This window comes from Streptococcus sp. FDAARGOS_520, assembly GCF_003812685.1.
GTDB classification, from domain to species: Bacteria; Bacillota; Bacilli; order Lactobacillales; family Streptococcaceae; genus Streptococcus; species Streptococcus agalactiae.
The window spans coordinates 1,888,446-1,902,879 of sequence record NZ_CP033810.1; the positions used below are offsets into that span (position 1 = coordinate 1,888,446).

Below are 14,434 nucleotides of genomic sequence, written 5' to 3' on the forward strand. Positions count from 1 at the left end.
TATGGCAGGTTGGCGAACCGTTGTTGTAAATACACATTCTAAGCTCTCTTATAAAAATAATCATCTGATTTTTAAAGATTCTTATCAGACGGAAATGATTCATCTATCAGAGATTGACATTCTAATCATGGAAACAACAGATATCGTTTTGTCGACCATGCTGATTAAACGTTTGGTTGATGAAAATATTTTAGTTATATTTTGTGACGATAAACGCTTGCCAACAGCTATGTTAATGCCGTACTATGCCAGACATGATTCGAGTTTACAATTATCTAGGCAGATGTCATGGATTGAAGATGTCAAAGCAGATGTTTGGACATCAATTATTGCACAAAAAATTTTGAATCAGTCTTTTTATCTCGGTGAGTGTTCTTTCTTTGAAAAATCCCAGTCTATTATGAATCTCTACCATGACTTAGAACCTTTTGATCCTTCTAATCGTGAGGGGCATGCTGCTAGGATTTATTTCAATACACTTTTTGGAAATGATTTTTCAAGAGAGCAGGATAATCCAATAAATGCTGGTTTAGACTACGGATATTCATTGCTTTTGAGTATGTTTGCGCGTGAAGTTGTTAAGTGTGGTTGCATGACACAATTTGGCTTGAAGCATGCTAATCAATTTAATCAGTTCAACCTAGCAAGCGATATTATGGAACCATTTCGCCCAATCGTTGATAGGATTATTTATGAAAATAGGCAGAGTGATTTTGTCAAAATGAAAAGAGAACTCTTTTCTATGTTTTCAGAGACATACAGCTACAATGGTAAAGAAATGTATCTCTCAAATATTGTCAGCGACTATACCAAAAAAGTTATTAAGTCGCTAAATAGTGATGGGAATGGAATTCCGGAGTTTAGGATATGAGTTATCGGTATATGCGAATGATTTTAATGTTTGATATGCCTACTGAAACAGCAGAAGAACGGAAGGCGTATCGTAAGTTTAGAAAGTTTCTCTTGAGCGAAGGCTTTATCATGCATCAGTTTTCTGTTTATAGTAAATTATTACTCAATAATACAGCTAATAATGCTATGATAGGTCGGCTTAAAGTGAATAATCCTAAAAAGGGTAATATCACACTCTTAACAGTTACGGAAAAACAATTTGCGAGAATGGTTTACCTCCATGGAGAACGCAACACAAGTGTTGCCAACTCTGATAGTCGCTTGGTTTTCCTAGGAGATTCTTATGATCAAGATTAATTTTCCAATTTTAGATGAACCATTAGTGTTAAGTAATGCTACGATTTTAACGATAGAAGATGTTTCAGTTTATTCTTCATTGGTGAAACATTTTTATCAATATGACGTAGATGAACATTTGAAATTATTTGATGATAAGCAGAAAAGTCTGAAGGCAACAGAGTTAATGCTGGTTACAGATATCTTAGGATACGATGTCAACTCAGCACCTATTCTAAAGTTGATACATGGTGACTTAGAAAATCAATTCAACGAAAAGCCAGAAGTGAAATCAATGGTAGAAAAATTAGCAGCTACTATTACAGAACTTATCGCATTTGAGTGTCTAGAGAATGAGCTTGATTTAGAATACGATGAAATTACGATTTTAGAACTCATTAAGGCACTGGGAGTCAAAATTGAGACACAGAGCGACACTATCTTTGAAAAATGTTTTGAAATTATACAAGTTTACCATTATTTAACGAAAAAGAATCTCTTGGTTTTTGTTAATAGCGGAGCTTATCTTACCAAAGATGAAGTTATAAAATTATGTGAATACATCAATTTAATGCAAAAGTCAGTACTCTTTCTAGAACCTAGAAGACTCTATGATTTACCGCAATATGTTATTGATAAGGATTATTTCTTGATAGGCGAAAATATGGTATAATATTAGTAAAAGCACAGTAATAACAAGGAATCATCGAAACTGAAGTCCTGCTGAGACGAATGGCGCGATTACGAAAGCTCAAAAGAAAATTTTCTACGAGGTTTTAGAGCTGTGCTGTTTCGAATGGTTCCAAAACAGGATTCTCCGCAAGCTTACTACAATCCCTGTTTTAGAGCTGTGCTGTTTCGAATGGTTCCAAAACATTGGTTATTTTACAAACGACCCGGATAAAGTTTTAGAGCTGTGCTGTTTCGAATGGTTCCAAAACACAAATCCAGCTTACTTTTAATCAAAAGCTGTTTTAGAGCTGTGCTGTTTCGAATGGTTCCAAAACAAAACGTCGTAAACGTGTCATTGATTGTATGTTTTAGAGCTGTGCTGTTTCGAATGGTTCCAAAACTTTTGCTAAGTCTGCAACGCCTTTAATAATGTTTTAGAGCTGTGCTGTTTCGAATGGTTCCAAAACCTTTGTAAAAATTTCTTTAACTAATTCATGGTTTTAGAGCTGTGCTGTTTCGAATGGTTCCAAAACTCTCGATGGAAGATTTCGAATTAAAAACCAGTTTTAGAGCTGTGCTGTTTCGAATGGTTCCAAAACTTTAACAAAATCATAACCTAAAGGGGTATTGTTTTAGAGCTGTGCTGTTTCGAATGGTTCCAAAACTATTATCAGATACGCTAAAACCAGTAGTTCGTTTTAGAGCTGTGCTGTTTCGAATGGTTCCAAAACCTACACGCAAGATTACATGGCTTCTCAGTTGTTTTAGAGCTGTGCTGTTTCGAATGGTTCCAAAACTGGTTATACATTTACTAATCCATCAGCATTGTTTTAGAGCTGTGCTGTTTCGAATGGTTCCAAAACAAGCTAATTCTCATCTCACCGAGATGGATAGTTTTAGAGCTGTGCTGTTATTATGCTAGGACATCATTGTGGTGTTCTAGTTTTTTGTTATACTGAAATAAATTTTCAGAGAATGTGGGGGAAGGCGGTAATTAGATTAATTCAAGACGTAATTCAGAACTTAGTTGGCCAAGCTAACGAAATCACCCCAATTTATCAGTTTGATTGGGAAACTTATATATTGGCGACTAAAAAATATGAACGTCATTTAGAGGTGTGTCTATTAGTAGAAAATTCGAATTGTTTTTCGGATTCAAAGAGAATGTGTCAATAAAAGAGATATGAAAGGCTATAATTCCAACCTTATGGTTAAAGGGCTAGGTTGTTCTACGCTTTACTTAATTATTAGTTTGACAGCGTTGGTTCTTTTAGTGATTGCTGGTGTTTTCTTTGTCATTAATACTTGCAAGCTTACAAGGAAAGCAGTGGAGAACCTATCCATAATCAACTAACAGCTATGATGGATCTCACCTATTAATATAGTTAAGGAGTGTCCAATACTCCTTTTTTGAAATACAGTTGGAAGTTACAGAAAACATATTTTCATGTTATAATAGTGGAGAAAGAAATGAGGTGCTAATATTATGGAACAAACCTTTTTTATGATAAAACCTGATGGTGTAAAACGTGGTTTTATTGGAGAAGTTATTAGTCGTATTGAGCGTCGAGGCTTCTCTATTGATCGCTTAGAGGTTAGATATGCAGATGCAGATATTTTGAAAAGACATTATGCAGAACTGACGGATAGACCATTCTTTCCAACATTAGTAGATTATATGACTAGTGGTCCAGTAATCATTGGAGTTATTTCGGGAGAAGAGGTCATTTCAACTTGGCGCACCATGATGGGGAGTACTAACCCCAAAGATGCCCTTCCAGGAACTATTCGAGGAGATTTTGCACAAGCTCCCTCTCCAAACCAAGCGACATGTAATATTGTTCATGGGTCAGACTCACCTGAATCTGCAACTCGCGAGATAGCCATTTGGTTCAATAACTAATAGACTTAATGAAGATTGATGTTCAAGTGTTAATTCTCTTTTACATCGGTCTTCTTTTTGATATAATATTCTAGAGTCTATAGGACTGTTTTAATACTTTAGAAGTTAAACATATCAAATTGTATAGGAAATAGAATGAATATTGAAGATTTGAAGAAACGTCAAGAAAAGATTAGAAACTTTTCGATTATCGCTCATATTGACCATGGAAAATCAACCTTAGCAGACCGTATTTTAGAGAAAACAGAAACGGTTTCTAGTCGTGAAATGCAGGCGCAACTGTTGGACTCTATGGATCTAGAACGTGAGCGTGGAATTACTATAAAGTTAAATGCTATTGAGCTTAATTATACTGCTAAAGATGGTGAAACTTACATTTTTCACTTGATTGACACGCCAGGGCATGTTGACTTCACATATGAAGTATCACGTTCATTGGCAGCTTGTGAGGGTGCTATACTGGTTGTTGATGCAGCCCAAGGAATTGAAGCTCAAACTCTGGCAAATGTTTATTTGGCTCTAGACAATGATTTAGAGATACTACCAGTTATTAATAAAATTGATTTACCAGCAGCAGATCCAGAACGTGTACGTGCAGAAGTAGAGGATGTTATTGGTCTAGATGCTTCAGAAGCTGTGCTTGCCTCAGCTAAGGCAGGGATTGGTATTGAAGAAATTTTAGAGCAGATCGTTGAAAAAGTTCCTGCACCGACTGGGGAAGTAGATGCTCCTCTTCAAGCTCTAATTTTTGATTCTGTTTATGATGCTTATCGTGGAGTAATTCTTCAAGTAAGGATTGTAAATGGTATGGTTAAGCCAGGAGATAAGATTCAAATGATGTCTAATGGTAAAACCTTCGACGTTACTGAGGTTGGTATTTTCACTCCCAAAGCAGTTGGACGTGATTTTTTAGCAACTGGAGATGTAGGGTATATTGCTGCCTCAATTAAAACGGTTGCTGATACACGTGTTGGTGATACCATTACCCTTGCTAATAACCCAGCAATAGAACCCTTGCATGGCTATAAGCAAATGAACCCAATGGTTTTTGCCGGTCTTTATCCAATTGAATCAAATAAGTATAACGATCTGCGTGAAGCCCTTGAAAAATTACAATTGAATGATGCTAGTCTACAGTTTGAACCGGAAACATCACAAGCATTAGGGTTTGGTTTCCGTTGTGGTTTCTTAGGACTTTTACATATGGACGTTATCCAAGAGCGCTTGGAACGAGAGTTCAATATTGATCTTATTATGACTGCACCATCAGTAGTTTATCATGTTAATACAACTGACGGTGAAATGCTTGAAGTTTCGAATCCATCTGAATTTCCTGATCCTACTCGTGTTGACAGCATTGAAGAACCATATGTTAAGGCGCAAATTATGGTTCCTCAAGAATTTGTCGGTGCTGTAATGGAGTTAGCACAACGTAAACGTGGTGACTTTGTAACAATGGATTATATTGATGATAATCGTGTTAATGTTATTTACCAAATTCCTTTAGCTGAAATTGTGTTTGACTTCTTTGATAAGCTTAAATCATCAACACGTGGCTATGCTAGTTTTGATTATGAAATTTCCGAATATCGTCGCTCACAATTAGTTAAAATGGATATTCTTTTAAATGGTGATAAAGTGGATGCTTTAAGCTTTATTGTTCACAAAGAATTTGCCTATGAACGTGGTAAATTGATCGTTGATAAGTTGAAAAAAATCATTCCTCGTCAGCAGTTTGAAGTTCCTATCCAAGCAGCTATTGGACAAAAAATTGTGGCCCGTTCTGATATAAAAGCACTACGTAAAAATGTCTTAGCAAAATGTTATGGTGGTGACGTTTCACGTAAACGTAAGTTGCTTGAAAAACCAAAAGCTGGTAAAAAGCGCATGAAAGCAATTGGTTCCGTCGAAGTTCCTCAGGAAGCTTTCTTAAGTGTTTTATCAATGGACGATGATGACAAAAAATAATTCAGAAAGATGATATCATTTATCTATTTTAAAGTAACTTAGCTTCGTGCTTAAGTTACTTTTTCTTTGTCTGCAATTATCAAATAATATGGCTTTATAATATATTTGTTTAAATATAAATGAGCTATAAATGAGTTTTTGTTAGTAACTAAATAATAAAAAGATGGCAAATAGTATTGCAAAAAGGAAAACATCTGATATAATTAACTAGTTAACTAAAACGAAAAAAACATTTATGGAGGACTCATGAAAGGTCAAAAAATTATTGCTCTAGCTGGTCTTGTCCTGTCATGCCATTTTGCTCTTACGGCATGTCATACTCAAGAACACAAAAATTCTCATCATATTAAAACAAAGCAGGTTGCTAAGAAAAAAGCTAATAAAAAGAAAGTCTCTGTTAAGGAAAGTCATAAAAAACGCAAGGGTGTTGCAGGGGTTGACTTTCCAACTGATGATGGCTTTTTACTGACTAAAGATTCGAAGATTTTATCTCATACAGATTCTGGAATCGTTGTAGCACATGGAAATCATTCTCATTTTATTTTTTACTCTGATTTAAAAGGTTCAAAATTTAGCTATTTAATCCCTAATGCTAATACAAAAACTAATAAAAATCAAGCGGTAAGAAACTTTAAAGCAGGGGCGGTAGCTGTTAATACATTAAATGATGGCTATGTTTTTAATCCCGCAGATATTGTTTCAGAAGATGCTAATGGCTACGTGGTCAGACATGGTGATCATTTCCACTATATTCCAAAAGCAAGTTTATCTCAGCAAAAGCAAGTACAAGCAAGTAGAGCTGTTTCACGTTTAGGAAATCAAAGTAATAGCCATTACAGGGTTAATAGTTCTAAAATTGCAGGGCTTCACTACCCAACAAGTAATGGTTTCTTATTTAATGGACGAGGAATAAAAGGCACTACCCCAACAGGTATTTTAGTAGAACATCATAATCATCTGCATTTTATTAGTTTTGCTGATTTAAGAAAAGGGGGGTGGGGATCAATTGCTGACCGTTACCAACCACAAAAGAAAGCTGATTCTAAAAAACAGTCACCATCAAGTAAAAAGCCAAGAACTGAAAATACTTTACCTAAGGACATCAAAGATAAGCTAGCTTACCTTGCTCGTGAATTACATTTAGATATTTCACGTATCAGAGTCCTTAAAACACTAAATGGTGAAATTGGATTTGAATACCCACATGATGATCATACACATGTTATTATGGCCAAAGATATTGATCTAAGTAAGCCAATTCCAAATCCACATCATGATGATGAAGATCATCACAAAGGTCATCACCATGATGAGTCCGACCATAAGCATGAAGAACACGAGCACACTAAGTCAAATAAATTATCTGATGAAGATCAAAAGAAATTAATTTATTTAGCAGAGAAGCTTGGTTTAAATCCTAATCAAATTGAAGTATTAACGTCAGAGGATGGAAGTATCATCTTTAAGTATCCACATGATGACCACTCACACACCATAGCAAGTAAGGATATTGAAATTGGGAAGCCTATCCCAGATGGACACCACGATCACTCTCATGCAAAAGATAAAGTTGGTATGGCAACTCTAAAACAAATTGGTTTTGATGATGAGATTATTCAGGATATTCTGCATGCAGATGCTCCAACACCATTCCCATCAAATGAAACTAATCCTGAAAAAATGCGTCAGTGGCTTGCAACTGTTACTAAGATTAACATTGGACAAAGAACCAATCCATTCCAGCGTTTTGGTCTATCATTGATGCCTAATATTGAAGTTCTAGGAATTGGGTTTACTCCGATTAATGATATGACGCCAGTTTTGCAATTCAAAAAACTTAAACAGCTTTGGATGACAAATACTGGTATTACAGATTATTCTTTCCTTGATAAGATGCCACTATTAGAAGGATTGGATATTTCACAAAACGGTATTAAGGATTTATCTTTCCTTACAAAATATAAACAATTAAGTCTTATTGCTGCAGCTAATAATGGCATTACTTCGCTAAAACCATTGGCTGAATTACCAAACCTTCAATTCTTAGTTTTGAGTCATAACAATATCTCTGACTTGACACCGTTATCAAACTTGACAAAACTCCAAGAATTGCACCTTGATCATAATAATGTGAAGAATTTAAGTGCACTTTCTGGTAAAAAAGATTTGAAAGTTCTAGATTTATCAAACAATAAATCCGCAGACTTATCGACTCTAAAAACAACTAGTCTTGAGACGCTTCTTTTAAATGAGACGAATACAAGCAATCTAAGTTTCTTAAAGCAAAATCCTAAGGTATCTAATTTAACAATTAATAATGCGAAATTAGCATCATTAGATGGTATTGAAGAGAGCGATGAAATTGTTAAAGTAGAAGCTGAAGGGAACCAAATTAAGTCACTAGTATTGAAAAATAAACAAGGTTCGTTAAAATTCTTGAATGTGACTAATAATCAGTTAACATCACTTGAAGGTGTTAATAATTATACTTCACTTGAGACCTTAAGTGTTTCTAAAAATAAACTTGAATCTTTAGATATTAAAACACCTAACAAAACAGTTACAAATCTTGATTTTAGCCATAACAATGTTCCAACATCACAATTGAAATTGAATGAAAAAAATATTCCTGAAGCAGTAGCTAAGAATTTTCCAGCAGTTGTAGAAGGTTCAATGGTTGGAAATGGTAGTCTTGCTGAAAAAGCAGCTATGGCTTCTAAAGAGGACAAACAAGTTTCAGATAATACTAATCACCAAAAAAACACTGAAAAATCTGCTCAAGCGAATGCTGATAGTAAAAAAGAAAACCCTAAAACACATGATGAACATCATGACCATGAAGAAACAGATCATGCACATGTAGGTCATCATCACCATTAATCTTTTACAGAGCTAATATATAAAATCCTTCAAGAATTTCTTGGAGGATTTTGCATTTATATGCTAAATCATTTATTTTTTTAGAAAATTAGCTATAATATGACTATGGTTAAAAGAGAAGATGTGATTTTAAATGCAACTGAAAATATGGTTCACCATAAATTAAAAAATGATCCAAGTGGCCATGACTGGTTTCATATTGTTAGAGTAAGAAATCTTGCGGTAGAATTAGCACACAAAGAAGGGGCTAATACCTTTATTTGTCAAATGGCTGCACTTTTGCATGATATTATTGATGACAAAATCTGCCAAGATAGTAAGCAAGCGTCGTATGAATTGACTCAATGGTTATATAGTCAAGATCTTGCCATAGCAGAAGTAGAACATATCCTTGATATTCTTGAAAATATTTCATTCAAAGCAGGAACTGGATTGACTATGAAAACATTGGAAGGTCAAATTGTTCAAGATGCAGATCGCCTAGATGCTATGGGGGCTATTGGTATTGCAAGAACGATGGCTTATTCAGGGAGTAAAGGACGTTTAATTCATGACCCTAACTTAAAACCACGAGAAAACCTCACTTTAGAAGAGTATCGTAATGGTCAGGATACAGCTATCATGCATTTTTACGAAAAATTATTAAAGTTAAAAGACCTTATGAATACAAAACAAGGGAAAATGCTTGCTCAAAAACGTCATGATTTTTTAGAACTATATTTAGCCGAATTTTATGCTGAATGGAATGGTAAACGTTAGGAGTAGATATGATTCGTAGAGCGAAAGAAAAAGATTTGCCTGATATTGCAGAGCTATTGAAACAAATTTTAATGTTACATCATGAGGTTCGCCCAGATATTTTTCATACAAGAGGAAGTAAGTTTTCTAAAGAACAATTGAAAGAAATGCTGATAGACGAATCAAAGCCTATCTTTGTTTATGAATCAGACGAGGGTAAAGTTGTTGCCCACTTGTTTCTTCAATTACAAGAAAAACGTGACTTACCTCGAAAGTCATTTAAAACTCTCTATATAGATGATTTGTGCATTGATGAGGAAGTAAGAGGTCAGCAAATTGGACAAAAGTTGATGGATTTTGCAAGACAATATGCTAAGAAACATGGGTGTTATAATATAACTTTAAATGTTTGGAATGATAATCAGAGAGCGGTCTCTTTTTATGAAAAATTAGGTTTTAAACCTCAACAAACTCAAATGGAGGAGATACTATAATGAAAGAAACACAAGAAGAATTACGTCAGCGTATTGGACATACAGCTTATCAAGTAACCCAAAATTCAGCTACGGAACATGCTTTTACTGGGAAGTATGATGATTTTTTTGAAGAGGGGATATATGTAGATATCGTCAGTGGAGAGGTTTTATTCTCTTCTTTAGATAAATTTCAATCTGGTTGTGGTTGGCCAGCATTTTCAAAACCAATTGAGAATCGAATGGTGACAAATCATCAAGATCACTCTCATGGAATGCATCGTATTGAGGTTAGGAGTCGTCAAGTTGACTCTCATTTAGGGCATGTATTTAATGATGGACCGGTTGATGCAGGTGGTTTACGCTATTGTATCAATTCAGCTGCCTTAGATTTTATTCCTTATGACCAGATGGCAAAGAGAGGCTATGGGGACTACCTATCACTTTTTGATTAATAAGAGACGACTTAAGGGTATATCTTAAGTCGTTTTTTATGTATGGTAAAAAGAATTGGTGGCAGGTGTATTCTTCATCAGTTTATTTTCTGAAAAAAGAGTATAATATAGGTATCAAAAATGAAAACGTTTTAGAGAAGGAGACTAGAATATGGCTTCTACAAATAATGTTTCAGATACAAACACACGTTTTGCTAAAGAGGAGTTAGAAGAGGTTTTCGAAGAATTAGGGACAACTCAAGGTGGTTTATCAGATGAAGAGGTTGCTGTACGTCAGAAAAAATATGGTTTAAACCTGTTATCTGAAGTAAAGCAAGAATCGATTATTTTATTGTTTCTGAAAAATTTTACTAGTCTTATGGCAATACTATTATGGGTTGGAGGATTTGTGGCTATTGTTTCTAATAGCTTAGAGCTAGGTCTTGCCATTTGGATGGTTAATGTGATTAATGGTATTTTTAGTTTCATTCAGGAATACCGTGCAAGCCAAGCAACACAAGCTCTCGAGAAAATGTTACCATCTTATTCACGTGTTCTTAGAAAAGGCTCAGAAGAAAAGATATTATCAGAGCAACTAGTCCCAGGCGATATTGTTCTTATTGAAGAAGGAGACCGTATTTCAGCAGATGGTCGCTTGATTAAAACAACAGATTTGCAAGTAAACCAATCAGCCTTGACAGGGGAATCAAATCCTATTTATAAAGATAGCAATGTTGAAAACGACCAGTCTAAAACATTGATTGAATGTGATAATATGGTTTTCGCAGGAACGACGGTCTCCAGTGGTAGCGCAACAATGGTTGTTACGGCAATTGGAATGCAAACTCAATTTGGTCAAATCGCTGATTTAACACAAGGGATGAAATCAGAAAAAAGCCCTCTTCAAAGAGAACTTGATCGGTTGACCAAACAGATTTCTATCATTTCAATTACGGTAGGAATTATCTTTTTCTTAGCAGCGACTTTTTTTGTTAAGGAGCCAGTGTCAAAATCATTTATCTTTGCCTTGGGGATGATCGTTGCATTTATCCCAGAAGGTTTACTACCTACCGTTACACTTTCTCTAGCTATGGCAGTCCAACGAATGGCTAAAGAACACGCACTTGTCAAAAAACTTTCTTCAGTTGAGACTCTTGGAGCAACCTCAGTTATCTGTTCTGATAAGACTGGTACATTAACGCAAAATGAAATGACCGTCAATCATTTGTGGCAAAATGGAAAGAGTTACCAAGTGACAGGACTGGGTTATGCTCCAGAAGGACAGATTCTTTTTGAAGGTGACAATATTTGCTTTGGTAATAGTGATAGAGGAGACTTAGAAAAACTTATTCGTTTTGCTCATCTCTGTAGCAACGCTCAAGTATTACCACCAAATGATGATCGTTCAACTTATACTGTACTTGGAGATCCGACAGAAGCTTGTTTGAATGTTTTATTGGAAAAATCAGGGATAAACATACAAGAAAATCGTAAGTTTGCACCACGTTTGAAAGAATTACCTTTTGATTCGGTTAGAAAACGCATGACAACTATTCATAGCTTAGGAGGCGATGAAAAGGATAAAAAAATTTCAATTACAAAAGGTGCGCCGAAAGAAATACTTGATTTATCAGATTATGTCTTATCTGATGGCAAAGTTATCCCCTTAAACAAGGAAGAACGTAATAAAATACAGTTGGCTAACGATACATTTGCTAAAGATGGACTTCGCGTCTTAGCTGTTTCATACTGCGATATTGAAGGCTTTTCAAAAGAACAATGGACGCAAGAAAATTTGGAACAACACATGGTGTTTATAGGGTTGATAGCAATGAGTGATCCACCTCGTGAAGGCGTTCGCGAAGCTATTGATAAATGTCATGCAGCAAGCATTCGTATTATTATGGTGACTGGAGATTACGGATTAACGGCACTAAGTATCGCTAAAAATATTGGTATTATTCGTAACGATGATGCTAAAGTAATTTCAGGTTTAGAGTTATCAGAAATGACGGATAGCCAATTGAAAAAAGAATTGTCAGGTGAAGTCGTTTTTGCTCGTGTAGCACCAGAACAAAAATATCGAGTAGTAACGATATTACAGGAGATGGGTGAAGTAGTAGCAGTTACAGGAGACGGGGTCAATGATGCGCCTGCGCTAAAAAAATCCGATATTGGTGTAGCCATGGGTGTTACCGGTACTGATGTTGCTAAAGAATCAGCTGATATGATTCTGACAGATGATCATTTTGCTTCTATTGTACATGCTGTGGAAGAAGGACGGGCTGTTTATCAAAACATTAAGAAATTCTTGACGTATATTTTTAATAGTAATACTCCTGAGGCTGTTCCGTCGGCATTCTTCCTTTTTTCTAAAGGTTTTATTCCTTTACCATTGACTGTAATGCAAATACTTGCTGTTGATTTGGGAACCGATATGCTTCCCGCTTTAGGTCTGGGCGTGGAACCACCAGAAACAGACGTTATGAATCGTCCTCCAAGACGGCTAACAGATCGCTTATTGGACAAAGGGCTACTTATAAAATCTTTCCTTTGGTACGGCACTATTGAATCCGTATTAGCTATGGGTGGTTTTTTCTGGGCTCATTACTTACGTTATGGTAATTTTACTTTTTTCGTCGCAAACGGCATACCGTACAGAGAAGCGACAACTATGACACTTGGAGCTATTATCTTTAGCCAGATAGGTATGGTTATGAATAGCAGAACGAGCTATCAATCTATTAAAGCACTATCTATTTTTGGTAATAAATTAATTAATTTTGGTATAATAATGGAGATTTTAGCATTTTTAGTCTTAGTATACGTGCCACTATTCCATAACTTATTCAACACAGCAAGCCTAGGTTTATCACATTGGCTCTATTTAATAAGCTGCCCATTTATCATGATAGGTTTAGATGAAGTTCGGAAATTATTCAGCAGTAGAAAGAATAAACGGTGATGTCAAATATAATAACTTATTTAAAAAATAATTCAAACTTAACTTTTGATGAATTAGCATTAAACGATGTTGACATTCTTTGTTTAAATGAATTTGGCTATATTTCTTTTGAAAAACTTATAAACACTACAGAAATGAAGTCAGTTTTAGTCTGTGAGTTATATCATGAGTACCTTCAAACTATGGCTAAATCATATAGCTTTATGTTCACATCACAACGACATGATTTATGTCAGTTAATGATGACCTCGAAACGTTTTAAAAACTTAACTTTATCTTATTATCGAGCTGAGATTAGTTTAGAATTTGAAAAACAATTTGCAGCTATGGTTTTTACTATTCCTAACATTAATTATCATCAGGTTGTATTTCGTGGTACTGATGCCAACCTTATTGGTTGGAAAGAAGATTTTAAATTGACTTATATGAGAGAAATATCGGCTCATCGTTCAGCGATTAAATACTTAAATACAATACTGCCTTATTTTGATAAAGTAGTTCTCTCAGGTCATTCTAAGGGGGGTAATTTAGCCTTGTACGCTGCAATGTTTACAAAGCCAGATTTAAAAGCAAAAATTGATTTGATTTGGCTTATTGACTCCCCAGGACTACAAAAAACTTTGTTACCTACTACAGAGTATAAAACTACTAAACAAAAGTGCATTCGCTTACTACCAGAAGAATCTATTGTTGGTATGATGCTTTATAGTGATATAGAGCCGCTAATTATTAGTAGCAATGCGCGTGGAATTCTGCAACACGATGTTACAACTTGGGAAATTCAAGAACCAGCTATTTTAAAGACTGGAACAGGACTATCGCTAAAAAGTATTTGTTTTGAAAAGACATTTCAACAGTGGATGGCTGAATTAAAAAGTCAAGAAAGAAAATTATTTTTTGATTTATTATTTGATAGCTTCCTATCAAGTGGCGTATCTAGTTTGGATGACTTCAACTTGGCTTCCAGAGCAAAAATGATGAAAGCTTTTCATAGCTTTAGAGAACTAGATGATGATAAAAAAAGGTTATTTAACAAATCTTTAAAATTATTAGTAACCATATTTTGGGGAGCTTATCATGATAATAGCAGAGAGACTAAGTAGCTTTCCTAGAATTGCATTAGTCTAAACATGGTGCTAAATAAACTAGCAAAATAGCACACTAAAAATACTACTCATATTATGCTGAGTAGTATTTTTAGTGTGCTATTTGA

General features: G+C 35.0%; 12 protein-coding genes and 1 CRISPR repeat array. All 12 genes read left to right on the forward strand.

From position 1 onward, the window contains the following. The first annotated feature begins 1 nt into the window (after window position 1). The 12 genes from cas1 to EGX96_RS10065 all read left to right on the forward strand — a co-directional run bounded on the left by cas1 (window position 2) and on the right by EGX96_RS10065 (window position 14,324). A complete protein-coding gene (gene cas1, locus EGX96_RS10010) occupies window positions 2-871 on the forward strand; it encodes a type II CRISPR-associated endonuclease Cas1 (RefSeq protein ID WP_000929489.1) in 870 nt (289 codons plus the stop codon). After that, entirely contained in the window at window positions 868-1,209 is a 342-nt protein-coding gene (cas2, locus tag EGX96_RS10015) for a CRISPR-associated endonuclease Cas2 (RefSeq protein WP_000122194.1), read from the forward strand. The genes cas1 and cas2 overlap by 4 nt, the downstream gene beginning before the upstream one ends. After that, window positions 1,196-1,861 (forward strand): type II-A CRISPR-associated protein Csn2, encoded by a 666-nt coding sequence (gene csn2, locus EGX96_RS10020; protein ID WP_000590706.1) that lies wholly within the window; start codon window positions 1,196-1,198, stop codon window positions 1,859-1,861. Before cas2 ends, csn2 begins: the two co-directional genes overlap by 14 nt. Before the next feature lie 100 nt (window positions 1,862-1,961). Continuing rightward, window positions 1,962-2,723: direct repeats of the CRISPR family, unit length 36 nt; unit sequence GTTTTAGAGCTGTGCTGTTTCGAATGGTTCCAAAAC. A gap of 52 nt (window positions 2,724-2,775) precedes the next feature. Beyond that, window positions 2,776-3,036, forward strand: a complete 261-nt coding sequence (locus EGX96_RS11340; RefSeq protein WP_000900526.1) for a hypothetical protein — start codon at window positions 2,776-2,778, stop codon at window positions 3,034-3,036. Window positions 3,037-3,346: 310 nt separating this feature from the next. Beyond that, window positions 3,347-3,763, forward strand: a complete 417-nt coding sequence (gene ndk / locus EGX96_RS10030) for a nucleoside-diphosphate kinase (protein ID WP_000438314.1) — start codon at window positions 3,347-3,349, stop codon at window positions 3,761-3,763. A 135-nt stretch (window positions 3,764-3,898) separates the two neighbouring features. Continuing rightward, window positions 3,899-5,731 carry a translation elongation factor 4 gene (gene lepA / locus EGX96_RS10035; protein WP_123957842.1) on the forward strand — a complete coding sequence of 611 codons (1,833 nt, stop codon included), beginning with the start codon at window positions 3,899-3,901 and terminating at the stop codon, window positions 5,729-5,731. A 246-nt stretch (window positions 5,732-5,977) separates the two neighbouring features. Next, a complete protein-coding gene (locus EGX96_RS10040; protein WP_000678298.1) occupies window positions 5,978-8,611 on the forward strand; it encodes a pneumococcal-type histidine triad protein in 2,634 nt (877 codons plus the stop codon). Between the two features lie 99 nt (window positions 8,612-8,710). After that, window positions 8,711-9,370, forward strand: a complete 660-nt coding sequence (locus EGX96_RS10045) for an HD domain-containing protein (protein WP_000180007.1) — start codon at window positions 8,711-8,713, stop codon at window positions 9,368-9,370. Between the two features lie 8 nt (window positions 9,371-9,378). After that, a complete protein-coding gene (locus EGX96_RS10050) occupies window positions 9,379-9,843 on the forward strand; it encodes a GNAT family N-acetyltransferase (protein ID WP_000621142.1) in 465 nt (154 codons plus the stop codon). Next, window positions 9,843-10,277, forward strand: coding sequence for a peptide-methionine (R)-S-oxide reductase MsrB (gene msrB, locus EGX96_RS10055; protein WP_123957843.1), 435 nt, complete (start codon window positions 9,843-9,845; stop codon window positions 10,275-10,277). The genes EGX96_RS10050 and msrB overlap by 1 nt, the downstream gene beginning before the upstream one ends. A gap of 151 nt (window positions 10,278-10,428) precedes the next feature. Next, the gene (locus EGX96_RS10060) at window positions 10,429-13,221 is read left to right on the forward strand and encodes a cation-translocating P-type ATPase (protein WP_000168898.1); all 2,793 of its coding nucleotides are present in this window, start codon (window positions 10,429-10,431) and stop codon (window positions 13,219-13,221) included. After that, the gene (locus EGX96_RS10065; protein ID WP_000065321.1) at window positions 13,221-14,324 is read left to right on the forward strand and encodes a DUF2974 domain-containing protein; all 1,104 of its coding nucleotides are present in this window, start codon (window positions 13,221-13,223) and stop codon (window positions 14,322-14,324) included. Before EGX96_RS10060 ends, EGX96_RS10065 begins: the two co-directional genes overlap by 1 nt. Window positions 14,325-14,434 lie beyond the last annotated feature (110 nt).